Origin of the sequence: Rheinheimera fenheensis (assembly GCF_039871805.1) — a bacterium.
GTDB classification, from domain to species: Bacteria; Pseudomonadota; Gammaproteobacteria; order Enterobacterales; family Alteromonadaceae; genus Alishewanella; species Alishewanella fenheensis.
In genome coordinates this window covers 128,838-149,905 of sequence record NZ_JBDPJM010000005.1, presented here as the reverse complement: position 1 = coordinate 149,905, position 21,068 = coordinate 128,838, and the positions used below count along the sequence as shown (strand labels likewise).

At 50.6% G+C, this 21,068-nt stretch carries 17 protein-coding genes; 10 read left to right on the top strand and 7 right to left on the bottom strand.

Features of this window, described 5'->3' with window-relative positions:
* Positions 1–54 precede the first annotated feature (54 nt).
* On the bottom strand, positions 55–1,692 hold the full coding sequence (gene groL, locus ABGI61_RS09480) for a chaperonin GroEL (RefSeq protein WP_347600341.1): 1,638 nt from the start codon (positions 1,690–1,692) through the stop codon (positions 55–57).
* 49 nt (positions 1,693–1,741) lie between these two features.
* Entirely contained in the window at positions 1,742–2,032 is a 291-nt protein-coding gene (locus ABGI61_RS09475; RefSeq protein WP_008218862.1) for a co-chaperone GroES, read from the bottom strand.
* A 299-nt stretch (positions 2,033–2,331) separates the two neighbouring features.
* On the opposite strand from ABGI61_RS09475, the gene ABGI61_RS09470 reads away from it, so the two are divergent.
* The 8 genes from ABGI61_RS09470 to prmA all read left to right on the top strand — a co-directional run bounded on the left by ABGI61_RS09470 (position 2,332) and on the right by prmA (position 11,162).
* Positions 2,332–4,101 carry a protein-disulfide reductase DsbD gene (locus ABGI61_RS09470; protein ID WP_347600336.1) on the top strand — a complete coding sequence of 590 codons (1,770 nt, stop codon included), beginning with the start codon at positions 2,332–2,334 and terminating at the stop codon, positions 4,099–4,101.
* Positions 4,102–4,322: 221 nt separating this feature from the next.
* Positions 4,323–4,775 (top strand): type II 3-dehydroquinate dehydratase, encoded by a 453-nt coding sequence (aroQ, locus tag ABGI61_RS09465; RefSeq protein WP_347600333.1) that lies wholly within the window; start codon positions 4,323–4,325, stop codon positions 4,773–4,775.
* A gap of 26 nt (positions 4,776–4,801) precedes the next feature.
* Entirely contained in the window at positions 4,802–5,263 is a 462-nt protein-coding gene (gene accB, locus ABGI61_RS09460; RefSeq protein ID WP_347600330.1) for an acetyl-CoA carboxylase biotin carboxyl carrier protein, read from the top strand.
* Positions 5,264–5,279: 16 nt separating this feature from the next.
* The gene (gene accC / locus ABGI61_RS09455; protein ID WP_347600327.1) at positions 5,280–6,623 is read left to right on the top strand and encodes an acetyl-CoA carboxylase biotin carboxylase subunit; all 1,344 of its coding nucleotides are present in this window, start codon (positions 5,280–5,282) and stop codon (positions 6,621–6,623) included.
* Between the two features lie 172 nt (positions 6,624–6,795).
* A complete protein-coding gene (locus ABGI61_RS09450) occupies positions 6,796–8,367 on the top strand; it encodes a hypothetical protein (RefSeq protein WP_347600324.1) in 1,572 nt (523 codons plus the stop codon).
* Positions 8,367–9,632 (top strand): OmpA family protein, encoded by a 1,266-nt coding sequence (locus ABGI61_RS09445; RefSeq protein ID WP_347600321.1) that lies wholly within the window; start codon positions 8,367–8,369, stop codon positions 9,630–9,632. Before ABGI61_RS09450 ends, ABGI61_RS09445 begins: the two co-directional genes overlap by 1 nt.
* 12 nt (positions 9,633–9,644) lie before the next feature.
* Positions 9,645–10,202 carry a hypothetical protein gene (locus ABGI61_RS09440; RefSeq protein ID WP_347600318.1) on the top strand — a complete coding sequence of 186 codons (558 nt, stop codon included), beginning with the start codon at positions 9,645–9,647 and terminating at the stop codon, positions 10,200–10,202.
* Between the two features lie 75 nt (positions 10,203–10,277).
* Positions 10,278–11,162, top strand: coding sequence for a 50S ribosomal protein L11 methyltransferase (gene prmA / locus ABGI61_RS09435; RefSeq protein ID WP_347600315.1), 885 nt, complete (start codon positions 10,278–10,280; stop codon positions 11,160–11,162).
* 1 nt (position 11,163) lies between these two features.
* On the opposite strand, the gene ABGI61_RS09430 is transcribed toward prmA, so the two are convergent.
* The 4 genes from ABGI61_RS09430 to guaB all read right to left on the bottom strand — a co-directional run bounded on the left by ABGI61_RS09430 (position 11,164) and on the right by guaB (position 16,521).
* Positions 11,164–12,165: a sensor domain-containing diguanylate cyclase gene (locus tag ABGI61_RS09430; protein ID WP_347600312.1), complete on the bottom strand. Its 1,002-nt coding sequence runs from the start codon at positions 12,163–12,165 to the stop codon at positions 11,164–11,166.
* A 92-nt stretch (positions 12,166–12,257) separates the two neighbouring features.
* Positions 12,258–13,295, bottom strand: a complete 1,038-nt coding sequence (locus tag ABGI61_RS09425; RefSeq protein ID WP_347600309.1) for a linear amide C-N hydrolase — start codon at positions 13,293–13,295, stop codon at positions 12,258–12,260.
* 121 nt (positions 13,296–13,416) lie between these two features.
* Entirely contained in the window at positions 13,417–14,994 is a 1,578-nt protein-coding gene (gene guaA / locus ABGI61_RS09420; protein WP_347600306.1) for a glutamine-hydrolyzing GMP synthase, read from the bottom strand.
* A gap of 57 nt (positions 14,995–15,051) precedes the next feature.
* Positions 15,052–16,521, bottom strand: a complete 1,470-nt coding sequence (guaB, locus tag ABGI61_RS09415; RefSeq protein WP_347600303.1) for an IMP dehydrogenase — start codon at positions 16,519–16,521, stop codon at positions 15,052–15,054.
* A gap of 136 nt (positions 16,522–16,657) precedes the next feature.
* Here guaB and xseA point away from each other — a divergent pair, with 136 nt between their 5' ends.
* The gene (xseA, locus tag ABGI61_RS09410) at positions 16,658–17,995 is read left to right on the top strand and encodes an exodeoxyribonuclease VII large subunit (RefSeq protein WP_347600300.1); all 1,338 of its coding nucleotides are present in this window, start codon (positions 16,658–16,660) and stop codon (positions 17,993–17,995) included.
* A 22-nt stretch (positions 17,996–18,017) separates the two neighbouring features.
* Here xseA and ABGI61_RS09405 read toward each other — a convergent pair whose 3' ends face one another.
* Positions 18,018–20,120 carry a cation:proton antiporter gene (locus ABGI61_RS09405; RefSeq protein WP_347600722.1) on the bottom strand — a complete coding sequence of 701 codons (2,103 nt, stop codon included), beginning with the start codon at positions 20,118–20,120 and terminating at the stop codon, positions 18,018–18,020.
* Between the two features lie 553 nt (positions 20,121–20,673).
* On the opposite strand from ABGI61_RS09405, the gene ABGI61_RS09400 reads away from it, so the two are divergent.
* Entirely contained in the window at positions 20,674–21,000 is a 327-nt protein-coding gene (locus ABGI61_RS09400; RefSeq protein WP_347600297.1) for a hypothetical protein, read from the top strand.
* The last annotated feature ends 68 nt before the right edge of the window (positions 21,001–21,068 follow it).

The following is a 21,068-nucleotide window of genomic DNA, read 5'->3' as shown; positions in this document are numbered from 1 at the left end:
AAACAAAACCCCGGCACCGGGCCGGGGTTTTCGAAGCATAAGCTCAGACGGTTATCACATCATACCGCCCATGCCACCCATGCCGCCCATATCAGGCATTGCCGGGGCATCTTTCTTCGGCAGTTCAGTTACCATGGCTTCGGTGGTGATCATCAGTGAACCTACAGAAGCAGCGAATTGCAGTGCTGAACGGGTAACCTTGGTTGGGTCCAGAATACCCATTTCCAGCATGTCGCCGTACTCACCGCTAGCCGCGTTGTAACCGTAGTTACCGCTGCCAGATTTCACCTGGTTCACCACCACTGATGGCTCTTCACCGGCGTTATCAACGATTTGACGCAGTGGCGCCTCCATCGCGCGCAGCGCAATTTTAATACCGTGGTTTTGATCTTCGTTAGCACCACGCAGGTCAGCCAGTTTGGCAGCCACGCGTACCAGGGCGACACCACCGCCAGGCACCACGCCTTCTTCAACGGCAGCACGGGTTGCGTGCAGCGCGTCTTCTACGCGGTGTTTTTTCTCTTTCATTTCGATTTCAGTAGCAGCTCCAACTTTGATTACTGCAACACCGCCAGCCAGTTTAGCCAGACGCTCTTGCAGTTTTTCTTTATCGTAGTCAGATGTCGCTTCTTCAATTTGCTGACGGATTTGCTTCACACGACCATCAATGGCCGCCTGCTCGCCGGCGCCATCGATAATAGTGGTGTTATCTTTAGTGATCACCACGCGCTTGGCAGTACCTAACTCTTCCAGACCCGCTTTTTCCAGCTCCATACCGATTTCTTCAGAAATCACAGTACCGCCAGTCAGGGTAGCGATATCCTGCAGCATGGCTTTGCGACGGTCGCCGAAACCTGGCGCTTTAACCGCAGAGATCTTCACGATACCGCGCATATTGTTCACTACCAGCGTCGCTAAGGCTTCGCCTTCAACATCTTCAGCAATGATCAGCAGTGGCTTGCCAGACTTAGCCACACCTTCTAATACCGGCAGCAATTCACGGATATTAGAAATTTTCTTATCCACAGTCAGGATATACGGGTTGTCCAGTTCTACCTGGCCCGCTTCCTGATTGTTGATGAAGTACGGTGATAAGTAACCACGGTCGAACTGCATACCTTCAACCACGTCCAGCTCGTTGGCTAAACCCTGGCCTTCTTCAACTGTGATAACACCCTCTTTGCCTACTTTGTCCATCGCGTTGGCGATGATCTGGCCGATTTCGTCATCTGAGTTAGCAGAGATGGTACCTACCTGAGCAATCGCTTTGCTGTCGGCACAAGGCTGAGACAGGGCTTTTAACTCTTCAACCGCAGCAACAACAGCTTTGTCGATACCACGTTTTAAATCCATTGGGTTCATACCCGCAGCAACGGCTTTCACACCTTCATTGATGATGTTTTGCGCCAGCACTGTTGCTGTAGTGGTACCGTCACCGGCTTCATCGTTGGCTTTAGAGGCAACCTCTTTCACCATCTGTGCGCCCATGTTTTCGAATTTGTCTTCCAGCTCGATTTCTTTTGCAACTGATACACCGTCTTTGGTGATCAGTGGCGCGCCGAAAGATTTATCCAGGATAACATTACGACCTTTCGGGCCTAAGGTGACGCGCACAGCGTTCGCCAGCACGTTCACGCCTTTTAACATTTTATTACGGGCTTCATCGCCAAAACGTACGTCTTTTGCAGCCATTTTTCTAATCCTTAAAATTCAGTTAATGCGTTAAAAAGTTTGCGCAAGCTTAGTCCAGAATCACACCTAAGATATTGTCTTCTTTGGTGATGACGTATTCCTGACCATCAATTTTCTCGGTGCGCTCGACATAGGCACCAAACAGTACCTTGTCACCAACTTTTACGTCTAACGGCTTAACGTCACCGTTGTCTAACACACGGCCATTGCCAACTGCGACCACTTCACCACGGGTAGATTTTTCCGCCGAAGCGCCCGTTAAGACGATGCCACCAGCTGATTTGCTCTCAGCTTCTAAGCGTTTGATGATGACACGATCATGTAATGGACGAATATTCATGCTCTATCTCCTAAAGCGTTTTTGTGTTTTAACATGGGTGTTAAATTGTGTGCTCCCTATATGGGGCGGCCTGAAAAAAAATCCAAGGGGCTTTTTTAAATTTTCTTGTACGTGCGGTGCAATCAACGCAAAAACTACACCGTCTGACGCACACACTGAAAGCGACACTGCACTGCGCGGGTCTGTAGCCTGACAGATAGTGGTGTCTATTAAAATTAAGCGCGGCTATCGGCGTATAGTGCTGTCGTGCTAGTGTATTGCCACGTTGCAAGCTGGCTAAAATAAGGAAAACCGCCCCAATGTTAAAGTTGTTGTTATATCCGCTGCTGTGCCTTAGCCTGCTGCTAAGCACTGTGCAGGCGCAGCAAAGTTCTGTGCTCGATAGCCTGTTAAAACCTAACGACCAGTTTCTGCCGGTTGAGCAAGCTTTTGTGTTTGACTTTGTGCAGCAGCAAGACCAGCTGGTGGTCAGCTGGTCCATCGCCGATGGCTACTACTTATATAAAGACAAAATAAAACTCGGTGGCATAGCAGTAAGCTTCTCTCACCCCAGCTACCCGGCCAGCATGACCATAGAAGATGAGTTCTTTGGTGTGACTGAGGTGTATTTTCATCAGCTGACACTGCGCATACCGCTTACGGATATCAGTGAAGATGCGGTATTTAAAATTCAGTATATGGGCTGCGCCGAAGCGGGCCTGTGCTACCCACCGGTAACCAAAGAGGTGCCGCTGCAGCAGCTCACGGCCACTCAGGTTAATGACAGCAATAACCAAACTACAGCGACCGCAAGCTCACCCGTATCGAGCCAAACCTCACTGGCAGAAAAGCTCAGTGATGGTGCCAGTATCGCCACTCTCGCCGGCTTCTTTTTATTGGGCTTAGGTTTGGCTTTTACGCCCTGCGTCTTTCCGATGTATCCCATTTTAACCAGCATTATCGTTGGCCAGGGCCAGCAGTTGTCGAATAAACGCGCCTTTACGCTGTCATTTTCTTATGTGCAGGGTATGGCCATTACCTATTCCCTATTGGGGCTGGTGGTTGCCAGTTTAGGCGTGAAATTTCAGGGCTATATTCAGCACCCGGCGGTACTGATTGTTGCCAGTGTGATTTTTGTGCTGCTGGCACTGGCGATGTTTGGTGTATTTAACTTCAGCCTGCCATCAAGCTGGCAGGAGAAAATCAGTAATGTGAGTAATAAGCAGCAAGGCGGCTCGCATAAAGGTGCTTTTACCATGGGCGCGCTGTCGGGCCTGATTGCATCGCCCTGCACCACGGCACCGTTATCGGCAGCACTATTGTATGTGGCGCAAAGCGGCGACTTACTGCTGGGTGCGGTTACGCTGTATATCCTGAGTTTAGGTATGGGCTTGCCGCTGCTGTTACTGGGTAGCTCTGGCGGTAAATTGCTGCCCAAAGCCGGCAACTGGATGAATGCCGTGAAAACCAGTTTTGGCTTTTTACTGCTGGCCGTGCCGCTGATTTTACTTGAGCGTATGCTGCCATTTAGTTATGTGCTGCTGGCAGGCACTGCGCTGCTGCTGTGTTTTGTCATTTACCTGTACCGCACCCTGTTTGCTTTACAAAGCACCACAGCCAAAGCTGTTTTGCTCACGCTGGGGCAAATGTTACTACTTGGCGCTGCACTGCTCAACCTGCGCTACTTCTGGCCGGCGCAGCCCGCCGCGTCGGTTGCAGCCACCGAGCAACAACAGGGTTTTGTGTTGGTAGATACCCTTGAACAGCTACAGCAAAAAATTGCTGAAAGCGGCGGGCGCTATACCCTGGTCGACTTGTACGCCGAGTGGTGTATTGCCTGTAAAGAGTTTGAGCACCTGACGTTCCCTAAACCAGAAGTACAGGCTCAAATGCAAAAGATGCAGCTGATAAAAGTGGACGTAACGAAAATGACACGCAAAGATCAGGCACTGCTGGAGCATTATCAGGTGCTGGGTTTGCCTACCTTGTTGTTTTTTAGCCCGGATGGCAGTGAATTAACCCCCTCACGTGTTACCGGTTTTATGAATGCACCCGACTTTGCCGCCCACCTGGAGCAACTGCAGCAATAATCGTTATAGCGGCGCTAACAGTCGGCGCCGCTTACTCTCCTCTACACTCTGGCTGATAAGACCAGTATTTTGCTGCCATTTGTCACGATTTCACTATAATAAGGCGCTATTGTTAAGCCAAAGGCTCTAATGACGCGTTAAATTCGTCAAACAGATGCAATTGCAACTTAGCTTTGGCAAGATAGTGCCGGATCAAAACAATTAGCGGGAATTACGCACAAATGGCGGCAACTTATCGAATTTTAGTCTTAAATGGCCCTAACCTGAATATGTTAGGCGTGCGTGAACCCGCAGTGTATGGGTCCGCCACCCTGCAAGACATTATTACCGACCTGACGGAACAGGCAGCGGCGAAAGGTGTCGAACTGACACATTTACAATCTAACGCCGAGCACGAATTGGTTATCGCCATTCAACAAAGTCTGGGCCAGCAGGATTATATTCTGATTAACCCCGGTGCTTTTACACATACCAGCGTGGCAATTCGCGATGCGCTGCTAGCAGTGGCTATTCCATTTATAGAAGTGCACTTATCCAATGTGCATGCGCGGGAAAGTTTCCGCCGACACTCGTATTTATCTGATATCGCCAAAGGGGTGATCTGTGGTTTAGGTGCCAGAGGTTATCACTACGCACTTGATGCAGCGGTATCAGCCTTACAAACAACCAAATAGTAATAACTAAATCAGGCTCAAACGACATGGATATTAGAAAGATTAAAAAACTGATCGAACTGCTGGAAGAATCAGGCATTTCAGAATTAGAAATCACTGAAGGTGAAGAGTCAGTTCGCATCAGCCGTAATGGCCCGGCCCAGCACTTTGCACCACAGATGCAGCACTATGCGCCAGCGCCACAGCCCGCTGCGCCGGCTCCTGCTGCTGCACCTGCCGCTGCGCCAGTTGCTGACGCCCCTAAAGCGATCTCTGGTCATGTAGTGAAATCACCGATGGTAGGCTCTTTCTACCGCGCGGCATCACCAACAGCGAAAGCCTTCGTTGAAGTTGGCCAGAGCGTTAAAGTTGGCGATACGCTGTGTATTGTAGAAGCGATGAAGATGATGAACCAGATCCAGTCTGACAAGGCCGGTGTGGTAAAAGAAATTCTGGTAGAAAACGGCGACGCAGTTGAATTCGACCAGCCACTGTTTGTGATTGAATAACGCAAAAGGCAGACTGATGCTAGAAAAAGTACTGATTGCCAACCGCGGCGAAATTGCACTGCGTATCTTACGCGCGTGTAAGGAGCTGGGTATTAAAACGGTTGCGGTGCACTCCACCGTAGACCGTAATCTGAAGCACGTGCTGCTGGCCGACGAAACCATTTGTATTGGCCCTGCGCCGTCACCACAAAGCTACTTAAACATTCCGGCGCTGATTGCCGCCGCTGAAGTGACCAATGCTCAGGCAATTCACCCAGGCTATGGTTTCTTAGCAGAGCGCGCTGACTTTGCCCAGCAGGTAGAGGAAAGCGGCCTGATTTTTATCGGCCCGCATCCGGAGTCTATCCGCCTGATGGGTGATAAAGTTTCCGCCATTGAGGCGATGAAAAAAGCCGGTGTGCCTTGTGTACCGGGCTCTGATGGTGCAGTCGGTGATGATCCCACTACTAATAAAGCTATCGCTAAACGCATCGGTTACCCGATTATCGTGAAAGCCGCTGGCGGTGGTGGTGGCCGTGGTATGCGCGTAGTGCGCAGCGAAGAAGAGCTGGTTAGCTCTATCGAGATGACCAAAGCTGAAGCGAAAGCCGCTTTTGGTAATGATATGGTTTACATGGAAAAATTCCTGGAAAACCCACGTCATATCGAAATCCAGGTATTAGCTGACGGCCAGGGTAACGCTATTCATTTAGGTGAACGCGATTGCTCAATGCAGCGTCGTCACCAGAAAGTGGTAGAAGAAGCACCCGCACCGGGTATTACACCAGAGCTGCGCGCCTTTATCGGTGGCCGCTGTGTTGATGCCTGTAAAGTGATGAACTATCGCGGCGCCGGTACCTTCGAATTCCTGTTTGAAAACGGCGAGTTCTTCTTTATTGAAATGAATACCCGAATTCAGGTAGAGCATCCGGTTACCGAGATGATTAGCGGCGTTGACCTGATTAAAGAGCAGTTACGCGTTGCCTCTGGTATGCCTCTGACGATTAAGCAAGAAGATATCGTTATTCGCGGCCACGCTGTTGAATGTCGTATCAATGCTGAAGATCCGAAAACCTTTATGCCATCACCGGGTAAAATTACCCGCTTCCACCCGCCAGGTGGTAATGGCATTCGCTGGGATTCGCATATCTACGCCGATTACAGCGTACCGCCAAACTACGATTCAATGGTAGGTAAGCTGATTACTTACGGCGAAACGCGCGATATCGCCATTGCCCGTATGCGCAACGCGCTGGATGAATTGTTGGTCGAAGGCATTAAAACCAATATCCCGCTACATAAAGACATTATGCGCGATGAGGGTTTCTGCAAAGGCGGTACTAATATCCACTATCTGGAAAAGAAACTGGGCATCAAGTAATACGCTAAGCATTTGTTTCAATTATTTAAAAACCGCCTTTACGGCGGTTTTTTTCTGCATGTTTTTTGTATTAATTATCAGCCACTTCACCTTTTAGCCAACGATAAGCTGTGACAAAAAGGTTAACTTGCACTAGTGTTAAGCTGCTTCTGCCTGTTGTCACGGAGGAACTATGCACCTTTCAGGCACCTACGTTATCCACTTTATAGTTATGCTGTTACTGCTATACACCACGCCGCTGCCCGCCGAACCCATGGCCGCCCCCGGCGATAAATTAAAAGCCCAACAGCTAAAACTGGCCGAGTTGCCTGGTAAACCCGGCCGCTGGCATAGCACAGAATTTAGGCTACAGCCGGGTAAAGAGCAGCGTTTTTTTGTCCGTGGTTTAAACCCGGCAGCCCCCCTGTCCATTCAATTGATTAGCGCAAAACCAGAGCAAAGCGCCAACATTTCACTGCACCGTTTAAGCTGGATCACAGCCGACTATCAGGCCACGCTGCAACAGGGGCTGTTTCGGTTTGACGGCCGTGCTTATGGCGATGTTGGCATACGCATCATGCCTATTGGCGATGCCAATAGCACCGCCACCCTGCTGCTATGGCAAGGTGAGCCGGTAGCCAAAGCACTGATCGGCATTTATCAACCACCACAAAGCAGCGCTAACGATAGTAACAGCTCTGATAGGTCGGAAGATCAGGGCAGCGCGCTATCATGGTGGCAACTGACCGTGGTGTTGTTATTAGTGCTGATAGTGGCGCTGCTGGTGGCCCTGTTAAAACGCAAACACACAGCCACACTGGTGGCGGCGATGATACTAGCCGGCGCTGGCCTGCTGCCGACACCACCACTACAGGCACAGCAACAGGATGACAAATCACCACCAAAGCAACAGCACGAAAACCCCTTTGATATTCCCAAAGACGCCAAAGATGCCGCTGTTGTCGAGGATAAAGATAAAGCAGCCAGTAGTGGCGCAGCGGACAAAGATAAGCCAATTAGTGATAAGGACAAAGCCAGCGCGGACAAAGACAAAGCCCAGGACAGCATTGATGGTAAAAGCGCTACAGCCAAAGATAACAAAGATGCAGATAAAGATAGCGAGCTAGCAGATAACAGTGCCAACCAAAATACTGACGGCCAAAGCTACGCTGAGCGCCTGGCTGCCGCCGAGCAGCATGTGCTGCAGCTGGCTGAGCAGATAGGCGCTAATCGCGCCGAGTTGGAGCGGTTAAAACTGTTACTGGAGCAGGACAGAGACAATGAGCCCAGCACAGATAATCTGCCACCCTTGCCGCTTAGCTGTAAACCACCGCAGGTTGACGGCGATGGCATAGTACGTGACGGCGATGCACAGTGGGAAAATTTCGAGCGCTGCCAGCAATGCTATGCCCAGCCACTGGCCGATTTAGAAAACCAGCTATTGCTGTATGAGCGGCTCAGAGTGATTTACCGCAGCACCAAAGATTATGTCAATAACGCCATTACACTGGGCGATAAAGTACCCAAGCCGCATACGCTGCTGGAAAACGCCTGGGCGGCGCAGAAGTTTTCCATTAACCAATCGTTTGAGAAAACTAAACAAGCCTATGATGCCAAGTTGCCTGAGCTGAACGACAAACTCAGTGAAATTCTGGATCGCGTTGGTCAGTGCGAAACCGACTTTAACAATAACCCTATGTGGCGCCAGACCAGCGGCTTTTTCTTCTACAACACTATGGCCACTAGCTATAAAAGGAGCGACTAATGTTAAAAGGGACGGCACTATTGCTGTTGCTACTGGCCCCTGCTCTGACGGGAGCGCAAAGTAGTATTGATAAGGTAAAAGCCAGCTCGAAACGACTGGTGGAGGTTACCCCAGGCGCCAAGCAGGCATTGGAACTTGCCGCTGAGGAAGATATCACACCGCTTACCACCGCTGAGCTGGAGCAGCTTATTACCGAAGCGGGCGGCAGCCTGACCAAACATGGCCGTAACTTTGCCGATGAGCTGGCTGAAGCCGGCAGCACGGCACAATTTAGTGCAGAGGAAGTGGCGCAAATGGTGGCGCAAACCAACAAGGGCAAGGTCAATGCCAGTCATATCCGTAAATTGCTGGAGCAGCGCGAGGCTGCAAAACTACCCAGTCTGGCGGGTGGCCGACAGAGTGATGATTGCCCCGGCCTGGTCTATGGTAGCGGCAAGCGGGAAATTTGTCTGCCGCTGGCTGAATTGTCATTTGCTGATCAGGTGGTCGCGTTTACTCCCGGCGAGAAGCCCTCCAGAGTACCCTTTAATAATCCGCTAAAAGCCCTGGGCGAGCCGGATTACCGTGCCACCCAGTCACCCGATTTTATTTCGATTGGCTGTGACGGCGAGCTTATCGTGCAATTCACCGACAATGTATTGGTGGATGTTGCCGGACCAGACTTATACATTTTTGAAGTGGGCCCCTTTGTGGAAAAAACTGAGCTGGCCATTTCGCAGGACGGCACAAACTGGCTGGACGTTGGCGTAATAGAGGGTGCCCGCTCAGATGTCGATATTAACGGCTTGGTTGCGGCGGGTGAGCACTACAATTATGTTCGGCTACGTAACGCCGGCAAAAGCTGCGGCGGTATGCACAGCGGCGCCGATATCGATGCCATTGCCGCGGTTGGCGCAGAGATCCGCTTATCGCTCGATAGCGCCCTATTATTCGATATCGCTAAGTACAGCCTGAAGCCTGAAGCAAAAACCGCTTTAGACGAGTTACTGGCCAAAGTGGCCGCCTACGGCAACGATATTCGCGTTACGGTTGAAGGGCACACTGACAGCACGGGCTCAGATAGTACGAACAAAACCTTGTCCCAGCAGCGGGCACAGGCGGTATGGGATTATCTCGCGCCGGGGTTAAGCCTCAAGCCAGAGCAGGTAAGCATAAAAGGTTATGGTGCCAGCCGTCCGGTTGCCAGCAATGATGACGAAGCAGGCCGGGCGCTAAACCGGCGGGTTGATCTGCTGATCCGCCCAGGCCAAAAACCAAAACGCTAATGGAATTGCCTTATGTTAAAGCAAGCTTTACCACTATTTGCACTATGCCTGGGTTTACACACTACCTTAGCGCAGGCGGAAGAGCCGGTGTCGTCAGGTTTTACCTGGGATAAATGGGCACAGGCATTAAATGACTCTCCCTGTAACTGGTTCGATAAACCAAGATGGCAGCAACTGTTAACCACTGAGTATAACGCCAGCAAGACGACCAGCCGTGAAGCGACCAGCTGTAAGTTCGTTTCAAGCGATCAGACATTACTGATGACCGCCAGTATCCGCAGTTTAGCTGATGCTACTGCGGTTAATGCCGAACGTGACGGCATGCTGTCGCAAATCAGCCAGTATGGTAGTGGCCGCTTTGAGCAAATCCCCAGCGGTAATAACGCTGTAACGGCCATTTTGCGTAAAGATAAGCTGCAATTATTTGTCTTTGCCAATGACAATAACGAGGCGGCATTTATTTTACTCAGCGGCCATCCGGTACGTAACGAAACGCCAGAGCAAAAAGCCCTGCGTAAAGCACGACTCATTAAGGTAGCACAGGCGATGTTTGATCAGTTTCAGTTTTAAATCTGCTGTTAGCAAGCTGCGAAACGCCGGCTTTTCAGCTAGAATGCCGGCTGTTTTTAGCTAAAGAGAAATGCCATGCCCTGGATCCAATTGCGCGTTACCACCACCGAAGAGAAAGCCGAGCAAGTCAGCGATATGCTGATGGGCTGGGGTGCGCAGGCGGTCAGTTTTCTCGATGCGCATGACACGCCCATTTATGAGCCAATGCCAGGTGAAGTGATCTACTGGACTAACACTGTCGTGGTCGGCCTGTTTGATGCCGAACATCCAATGGATAAGGTGGTTAATCAGCTTAAGCAGGTGTCATTTTTCAAAGGCGAGCCAAATTTCAAATTAGAGCAGTTAGAAGATAAAGACTGGGAACGCGAGTGGATGGATAACTTCCATCCGATTAAATTTGGTCAGCGGCTATGGGTATGCCCAAGCTGGCGCGATATTCCCGACCCGACTGCTGTCAATGTGATGTTAGACCCCGGTCTGGCCTTTGGTACCGGCACCCACCCTACTACCGCACTGTGTATGCAATGGCTAGACGCAACTATTAAACCCGAGCAAACGGTAGTGGATTTTGGCTGCGGCTCAGGCATTTTGGGCATAGCGGCCCTTAAACTGGGCGCTAAACGCGTGGTTGGTGTCGATATTGACCCGCAGGCAATTGAAGCCAGCACCGCCAATGCCAAACGTAATAATGTCGAAGGCCAGATTGAGCTGTACCTGCCACAAGATCAGCCAAAAGATTTTCAGGCCGATGTGGTGGTAGCCAATATTCTGGCAGGCCCGTTAGCTGAGCTAAAAGACATTATCAGTGCTTATGTCAAACCTGGTGGCTTGCTCGCGCTGTCTGGCATTCTGGAAAGTCAGGCACAATCAGTAATGGATGCATATAGCGACGAGTTTAGCTTTGACCCCATAGCGGTGCAGGATGAATGGGTGCGCTTGAGCGCGCGTAAACAACGTTAAACTAGCGCCGCCGGGCTGAACGTTGCTTTTTCTGTTGGTACATCTCAGTGTCTGCACGTTTAAGCACTTGCTGTACCTGCTCACCCGGCTCCGCAACGACTAAACCGACACTGGCACCTTGATAATGCAGTACTGTATCGGCGATATCAAAATGCCCTGTGGTACTGTCGTAGATCTGCTGGCGCAGCGCTTTGGCAGCATGGCCAATATCATTGCCGGTTACCAAACCAAAAATAACAAACTCATCACCGCCAATACGGCTGATAAAATCACCCTCTCGCCGACCTTGTTGCAAATTAGCACTTATCGCCAGTAAAAAGCGGTCACCGGCGTCATGACCATATTCATCGTTGATACGTTTAAAATCATCCAGATCAATATAGGCAACGAATACAGCACTACCATTACGCTTACCATTAGCCAGCATGCGTTGTAATTCTTTCTCCAACGCCCGCCGGTTACCCAGCCCAGTCAGCGGATCAGTTAAAGCAACATTACGAAACTGACGGTTTTCCAGTGCCAACTGTTGCAGCATATGTTCACGTTCAACCTGCATCGCAATAATGCGGCTAATCAGTTGCAGTAACGTGGCATTGTCGGAAGATACCATGGTTTTTTCTGTACTGGCAGCGCACACCGTGCCGTAAAGCTGGCCATCTGACAGACAGACCGGCGCACTGACATAAGTGCTAATACCAAGCTCTGCTGCTGCCGCAGAGTCACCCCAACACTGAGCCACATCGCTGGTAACAAACTGCTTTTGCTCCAGGGCTCTTTTGCATAAGGTATCATTCCAGTCTACTGTCAGCCCTTCGCTTAGCTGCAGTTTCCCCGTGTTTAATGAATACACAATGTGCTGCACACCTTTGCTCAGATCGATGCGGGTAAAATATGCCGACTCAAGGCCAGTAGACTGTTGTAATAACTGAATAAGCGCCCTGACTTGCTGCTCAAGACCATCAGTTGCAATTGAGTGGTTTAGCTCTTCAATCAGCGAATCCATACTAAAAACCTGTTTATATTCAGCACTAATGAAACCATAACACCCGAATCTGATAATAACAAACCACAGGTTATCTATCCGATCGTTATGCGTTACAAACCGGCAAACTGAAATGGTTTGGCAATGTTAAACTGCTTAATGGTATTACCCGCATAGGTTTGGCCTTTATCCAGTGCCAGCTTTCGCGTTGGCTGACCGGGGCGAAAATCAGCCTGGCTTAACTCCACCCACAAGGTATTAGGCGTCAGCGCTGTCTCAAAATAATAACGTAGTGATTTATGGTCGGCTACCGACCTCCAGCGAGTGGAGGAAATATTAGGCTCAGTGGGTGACGAGATGCCAAAAGGCACTGAGGCATTGCGGATCACGCTAAACACACTGGCAGCCGCCAAAACGGCATCGTTCGTTTTTGGAATAGCCTCTAAATAAAATGACGCCCGCACAAAGCGATCGGCCGCCCGATTGGTGCCCGGTAGCATAGTGGTGCCGCCCAGCGCCTGCCAGTATTCATTGATCGCCAGTTGTTTTTCAAACACCGGTGAGTTGGTCATAACCGTATATGACGGGTCGTGATGGATAACCAGTTTGCCGTCGATATACTCAAAGACGGCACTATCGCCCTGCGCATCAGATAACGACAAATGTACCGTAGTAAAACGGTCGGTACCGGGAATGGTCGACGATACCACGACAAAAGGCTCATCACGCAGCGCCGTTACTGCTTCAGCCACCGTCGCATAGTTATCCAGCATATATTGCACCCAGGCCGCCACAGTTAAGCCTGGCTTACTGCCGTCATACTCAGGGTAACGAGATTCGACCAGCCACAGCAGATTAGCGACTAAACCTTTTTCGTTCATGCCATCGGCACTGGCAATATCAAAGGCACTGGCCACCACGCTGCCATATTTTGACGTCCAGCGCACTGAGTTAGCACCCACTTCGCCCTGGCGCTGCATACCACGCGGAAACAACCATAAATTAGCCGGAATATCATCACGCCAGTCCATCGAGCGTGCGGTAAGCACAAGATTGTCCAAACCCTTATACACCGCCCGGGTGCAGGCGTCAGCCACAGGGGCCAGGCTTAAGGTTAACAGGCTACTTAGAACTAAGGTTTTAATTTTCATTTGCGGCTCACTGTTTTAGGTTATCAGCACAGTAAAGCAGCGAAATGACAAAAAGAAAACCGCTACAGCTTGGCACAAGCAAAAAGGCCAGCATTACGCTGGCCTTTTTTCTGTCAGGGGGTTATTCCCACTCAATGGTCGCTGGTGGTTTACCGCTGATGTCGTACACCACACGGGAAATGCCGTTGATTTCATTGATAATGCGGTTAGATACTTTACCCAGCAAATCATACGGCAGGTGTGCCCAGTGTGCTGTCATAAAGTCGATGGTTTCTACTGCCCGCAGTGACACTACCCAGTCGTACTTACGCGCATCACCCATTACGCCAACCGATTTTACCGGTAGGAATACAGCAAAGGCCTGGCTGACTTTGTGATACAGCTCGGCTTTATGCAGCTCTTCGATAAAGATGGCATCGGCGCGGCGCAGAATATCGCAGTATTCTTTTTTAATTTCGCCCAGCACGCGCACACCCAAACCTGGTCCCGGGAACGGGTGACGGTACAACATGTCGTAGGGCAGGCCAAGTTCTAAACCGACTTTGCGCACTTCGTCTTTAAACAGCTCGCGCAGCGGCTCTACCAGGCCCAGTTTCATGTGCTCTGGCAAACCACCAACGTTGTGGTGCGATTTAATCACATGCGCTTTACCGGTAGCAGAGCCGGCAGACTCAATCACGTCCGGATAAATAGTGCCCTGCGCCAACCACTTGGCGTTGCTTAGCTTCTGTGCCTGCTCATCGAATACCTCAACAAAAACACGGCCGATGATTTTACGCTTGGCTTCCGGTTCATTCTCACCGGCAAGTGCTGATAAGAAACGCTCTTCAGCATCCACTTTGATAATATTCAGGCCAAAGTGGTCGCCAAACATATCCATCACCTGCTTGCCTTCGTTCAGGCGAAGCAAGCCGTTATCAACAAATACACAGGTCAGGTTTTTGCCGATAGCGCGGTGCAATAGCATCGCCACGACTGAGCTGTCCACACCGCCTGATAAACCTAAAATAACCTGATCATCGCCAATTTGCTGTTTTAAGCGGATAACCGCGTCTTCAATAATTGACGCCGGTGTCCACAGCTTGTCACAACCACAGATATCCACCACGAAATGCTCCAGCATCCGCAGGCCCTGACGGGTGTGGGTTACTTCCGGGTGGAACTGCACGCCATAGAACTGACGGGCTTCGTCTACCATACCGGCATGCGGGCAGGTTGGTGTGCTGGCACAGGTTACAAAACCTTCAGGAATTTGTACCACTTTATCGCCATGGCTCATCCACACGTCTAACAGTGCATTACCATTACCACCAACATGGTCTTCAATTTTGGCGAACAGGTCGTTTTCGGCCACCACTTCTACCTGGGCATAACCGAATTCGCGCATATCCGAACCCTGCACCTTACCGCCCAGCTGCTCGGCCATAGTTTGCATGCCGTAGCAAATGCCCAGCACCGGTACACCGGCTTCAAATACATACTGTGGTGCGCGTGGTGAGTTAGCCTCGTGCACGCTTTCCGGGCCACCGGATAAAATGATACCGGTGGGGTTAAATTCGCGGATCTGCTGCTCTGTTACGTCCCAGGCCCACAGCTCACAATAGACGCCAATTTCGCGTACGCGACGGGCAATCAGCTGAGTGTATTGCGAACCAAAGTCGAGGATCAGGATGCGGTGGTGATGAATGTTTTTGTTCATAGCGACCTTTAAAAATAAAGCGGCTGGAGTAAACCAGCCGATGAAACCGAAATCAGTTTAGCCTAAACGGTAGTTCGGGGCTTCTTTGGTGATCTGCACATCATGTACGTGCGACTCGCCCATACCCGCCGAGGTGACCCGGACAAACTCAGGCTTGGTGCGTAAGTCGTCAATGGTTGGGCAACCGGTTAAGCCCATGGCGCTGCGCAGGCCGCCCATTTGCTGGTGAATAATGTTTTCCATCGGGCCTTTGTATGCCACCCGGCCTTCAATGCCTTCAGGTACCAGTTTCTCAGCATTGTTGCTGCCCTGGAAATAACGGTCAGACGAGCCATTACGCTGCGCCATCGCACCTAATGAGCCCATACCACGGTAAGACTTGTAGTAACGGCCCTGATACAGCTCTACTTCGCCCGGCGCTTCTTCAGTACCAGCAAACATAGAACCCACCATCACGCAGTTGGCGCCAGCCACCAAGGCTTTGGCAATATCGCCCGAGAAGCGGATGCCGCCATCAGCAATAATGGTGACATCAGTGCCGGCCACGCCCATGGCAGCTTCAGAAATGGCGGTAATTTGTGGCACACCACAACCGGTGACAATACGGGTAGTACAGATAGAGCCGGGGCCGATACCCACTTTCACCGCATTGGCGCCAGCTTCTGCCAGTGCTTTCGCGCCAGCAGCGGTAGCCACGTTACCGGCGACAATTTGTAAATCAGGGTACTGGGCACGGGTTTGCTTTACACGGTCGATAACGCCTTGCGAGTGGCCATGCGAGGTATCAATCAGCAGAATATCGACACCAGCTTCCACCAGCGCGGCAATGCGCTCGTCAGTGCCCGGGCCCACGCCCACAGCTGCACCTACCCGCAGGCGGCCTAATTCATCTTTACAGGCGTTTGGCTTGCTGGCGGCTTTGTAGTAGTCACGAACTGTGATAAGGCCTTTTAATTTAAAGTCGTTATCCACTACCAGCACCTTTTCGATGCGGTGCTGGTGCATCTTTTTAAAGGCTTCTTCGCGTGGCGCAGTTTCCAGCACTGTCACCAAACGCTCACGTGGCGTCATTAAGCTGGCCACTTTTTCGCTGTTGTTGGCTTCAAAGCTCATATCGCGGCTGGTCAGCATACCTACCAGATTGTTGCTGGCATCAACCACCGGAAAACCCGAGAAACCGTGTTGCTGCGCCATGGCCTGCACTTCACGGATGCTCATGTCTGGCGTAACCGTAACCGGATCAGACACCACACCGCTTTCGAATTTCTTTACCCGGCGTACATTAGCTGCCTGCTCTTCAATGGTCATGTTTTTATGAATAAAACCTAAGCCACCTTCCTGCGCCAGCGCTATGGCTAAGCGGGCTTCGGTTACTGTGTCCATAGACGCAGATACCATAGGAATATTCAGCGTGATGCTTTTGGTCAGTCGGGTACGTAAATCGGCCGTATGAGGTAGAACAGTAGAGTGCGCCGGTACCAGTAACACATCGTCAAAGGTAAGGGCTTCTTGTTTGATCCTGAGCATTGCAACAATCTCGCTGTGGCTGAAAAGATAGGGAATGTTGCGGCGCAATTTTAACGGTTTTACGCGCGTATCACAAACGGTTTTTTGTTTTATGTTACCCTAAGCGTCATTCAGTACAGCCAACACAACATGTGCCATGACCAACCCGGATATTTATACCGTATCGCGTTTAAACAGCGAAGTGCGTTTAACGCTGGAGCTACAGTTTCAAACACTGTGGCTACAGGGCGAAGTGTCTAACTTTGTCGCTGCGGCCAGCGGCCACTGGTACTTTTCATTAAAAGACAATGCCGCCCAGGTAAAGTGCGCCATGTTTAAAATGGCTAACCGTAACAGCAGCTTTAGGCCACAAAACGGTCAGCAGGTACTTATTCGTGCCCGCATTAGCGTGTACGAGCCGCGCGGTGAGTACCAGCTACTGGCTGAGTTTATCGAAAGCGCCGGCGCCGGTTTGCTAAAGCAGCAGTTTGAGCAGTTAAAAGCGCAATTGCAGGCCGAGGGCTTATTTGCAGCAGAGCGCAAAAAACCACTGCCAGCACAGGTGCAACGTGTAGGGGTAATTACCTCGCCGACCGGTGCAGCGGTGCGCGATATCGTTACCGTACTTAAACGCCGGGCGCCCGGTATTGAAGTCATTATTTACCCCAGCCAGGTGCAAGGCGAGACGGCAGCTGCCCAGCTTCGCACTATGTTAAGCCGGGCGATACAGCGCAATGAGGTGGATGTATTAATTATTGGCCGCGGCGGTGGCTCGCTGGAAGACTTATGGTGTTTTAACGATGAATTGCTGTGCCGTGCGCTAGCCGCCAGCCCTATTCCAATCGTTAGTGCGGTAGGTCATGAAATTGATTTTGCCCTGACCGACTTTGTTGCTGATGTGCGCGCCCCAACACCTTCTGCCGCGGCAGAACTGGTATCGCCGGATCAGTCGCATCTAATAGACCGCATACTGCAGTTGAAAAACCGCTTAGTGCAGGCGCAGCGCAGCCGCTTGCAACACGCCGCACCAACACTGCTCAATTTAAGCCAGCGCCTTATTGCACTGCACCCCAAACGCCGCCTGCAGCAGCAACAACAGCGGCTGGATGAGCTGCAACTGCGTCTAACAGCCACCATTAAGCGCATCTTTAACGCTGCGCAGCAACGCCAGCAGTATGGTGATAAAAGCCTGCGCCAGTTATCACCGGTTAAAAGCCTGCGACAGCACAGCCTTAAACTTGACGAGTTACAGCGCCGGCTGATTAACGCCCAGCACGCTTTGCTTAAACAGCGTAAACAACAGCTGGCGGCGCTTGGCAGCCAGTTAAATACGGTAAGCCCGCTGGCTACACTGGCACGCGGCTACAGCATTACCTTTGACGCCAAACAGCAGGTGGTGAGTAACCACCAGCAGTTACAGCCGGGAGATAAAGTGCAGGTAAAGCTGGCAGAGGGTGGCTTTGAAGCCGAGGTAATAAAGCTTACCGGCGGCTAGTGCCGCCGGTAGTTTAGATTGATTAAACCGTTTTAGCGCTGGTATCAAAACGATGGCGTATTTCCTCTTCTGCCGCTTCTGTTACCAGGCCATTCTCATGCAGGTAATTGAGTGCCCGCTGGCCAGATTGCGCCAGCGACTGGTTAGCCAACTGCTCCATATGCGCCGGTAATGTCTGCGGATGCTGGGCACAAAGAGTCGCTAATTTTTCCGCATTACGTGCCTGGTAGTGTCGGTACAAGCCGGTGACTTCGGTATAAATATCTTGCTGGAATACCGGTTCGTCAAAGTTATCCTGCATTAGTCCAATAATAATTAATGCCTTTCTGGCAACTATCATCTGGCTGCGGTAGTACTCCAGCTTTTCTTCCAGTAATTTGGCTTCGCTGACTTTACGGCTAAACAGCGTATGCATCATGGTGGCCAGCGCTTCAAAAATGTCTTTGCGCTCACGAAACGCATCAGGGTCAATATTGTTATGCTGAGCGTACTCAATTTTTTCTTTTTGCAAGAACAGCTTGCTGTAAATCTTGCGATAAGGCCTTAAGCTGACTTCATTGTTGATATACAGCCGCTTCAGGATGGTGAACTCAATATTCACCATGGCCAAATGCAGTGATTGCACAAACACCGTCCGGCCGTAACGCTGCATCAGGCTCTGCCGCTCGGCCTTGGCCTCACTGAGCTTTTGCTCGACCTGCGCCAGCAGAAACTGGAATTTCTCTTCACTGAAAAACCCCTTCGCCCGGTGCTCTTGTAAGCGTGAGCGCTCCATCAGCAGGTAGTAAATACCCAAATCAGCACGGTGCGCTGTTTCCAGTGGCTCGGCCGCATTAATCTTATAGCGGCGCATCATGGGGCCAATCATCGGCGCTTTAATAAACAACGTAGCCAGGATACAACCGATAGTCAGGGCTAACAAGAAATCACGCGGCGAGTACGGCAGGCTCCAGCCTTCTAATGTAAAGTCTGCCGGGATAATCAGCACGATAATAATCGACAAGGCGCCGCGCAAACTGGCCCAGGCCAGTAATTTGCGCCAGGATGACGGGATCTGCTCTTCCACTTTGCTCATGTTTAACGGCAGCATCACCGCATACACGGCCACAATACGGGTCAGCGCCACCACCATCACCGCCACTAAAATAGGCAACCACAACTCGGCAAAATTCACGCCTAAGCTGGCAAACAGCAGGCCCGCCATCAAAAACACCAGCGAGTTAACAATAAAGGCCATGTGTTCAATCAGTTTACTTAAATACTCATCCACCTTGGGCGCCAGAATATTGCGCGAGTAATTGCCCAAAAACAGCGAGGCGACGGTTGTGGCAATAATGGACGACACGTGGAAATAACCCAGGCTGTTGATGAGCTCAGTCAGAATAAACACCAGATGCGCTGAAATCACCAACAAGGTCACAGTTACAAATTCGTTGCGCTTGGTATAGTGCAGCGCCTTGGAAAACAAGCCGGCCATCAGTAAGCCGATGACAATACCCGAGGACAACATGATTAAAAATTCGCTTACTCCGTGCAGCACTGTGGTACTGCCAAAGAAGCCCTCGGTAGCAATGGCAAAAAACACAAAAAACAGCGCCACCGCCGTACCATCGTTAAATAAACTTTCACCCTCAAAAATCATGCCCAGCCGGCGTGGCACACCAAACTCTTTAAACATTGACAGCACCGCCACCGGATCGGTTGCCGAAATAATGGCGCCAAACATTAAGGTGAGGATAAGTGGTACTTCTATGCCAATTAACGGTAACAGGTAATACAGCACAACACCGATAATAACCGCCGAGATACACAGGCCAACGATAGCTAACAGCGAAATGGCCCAGGCATTGTCGACCATTTTGCGAAAATTCATATTAAAACCAGACTCAAAAATCAGTACCGGCAGGAAGATAAAAAACAGCAGCTCCGGCGTTAAAGCCATTTCACTAATAAAGCCAAACACCGTACTGAGATAAGGCAAACTGACTATCGGCACAAGCAGCAGGCCCACCAACACCAAAAGCACTGTGTAGGGCATTTTCAGACGTTTAGATGCAAAATAAACTACGGTGGACAGCGCTATTAACACAAATAGTGCCAGCGTGGATGTCAGGGTGAGTACCATTGCCAAAGCTCTCCGCTATATATTGAACGGGTTTAATTTAAAACTGGGTAATAAAGCAGTGTTGCCGATGCAATACGAACGTGGATTGAAACAGCACTGTTTAGAAAGGGGTTTACTCTGAGAGGGGTATTGCCGAAGAGGTGCAATGACGGTAATGGGTAACGTTTTAGTGCAGGCCGCAGGCAAAACCTGACAACACAGCGCGGCCAGCAGCAGGCGGATAAATGTAACAACGTTACCGGTATAACGGGCAGCGCGAACCGCGATGATTAACATCGGATGCATTGCAATTACCTTATTTTTATCACCAGAGCGCGGTAAAAATTGGCTCAGTGCTCAGAATAGCGCGCGTATTCTAACCCCTACAGGCAGGAAGTAAAGCTAAAAGCGCTGTTCATCGTTATTTCCCGGCATTCTCCCGCAGCTTGAGGCTCCAACCAACAGCCTTAGCCAGGTAAATTTGCATTAAACCTCTGTATACAGATTGTAAAATTTCAGCTACAGCGCTACAGTTGCCGCCACGACGTTATTTACACAGCATCAGGACTGCATTATGCCTTTCCCTGCGACATTCTCAGTACGCCAGTTAGCACTGGTTTTGGGCTGTGCCACCCTACCCTTTATCAGCGGCTGTACCGTGCTGGGCATGGTGGCAGACCATGCGCTATTTGAAGAAGACCGCCGCAACACGCCGTTAATGGAGCAAAACACGACTCACCAGCCGGAAATGGCATTCAGCCAGCTGGGGTTAGAAGCCGATATCGCTATCGCGAAAAAAGTCATTGCAACAGTAAAAGGTGAACCTGAACAACCCAAAACGCGCTGCAAGGTGGAAAACGGTATCCGCTTTTGTTATCAGGAAGGCGCCGAAGGCTACTAGCCGCTATGTGCCTAAGGCAGGCTTTTCCTTTTAAACTGGTAAATCCATAGAAAAAATGCTGGTGACTT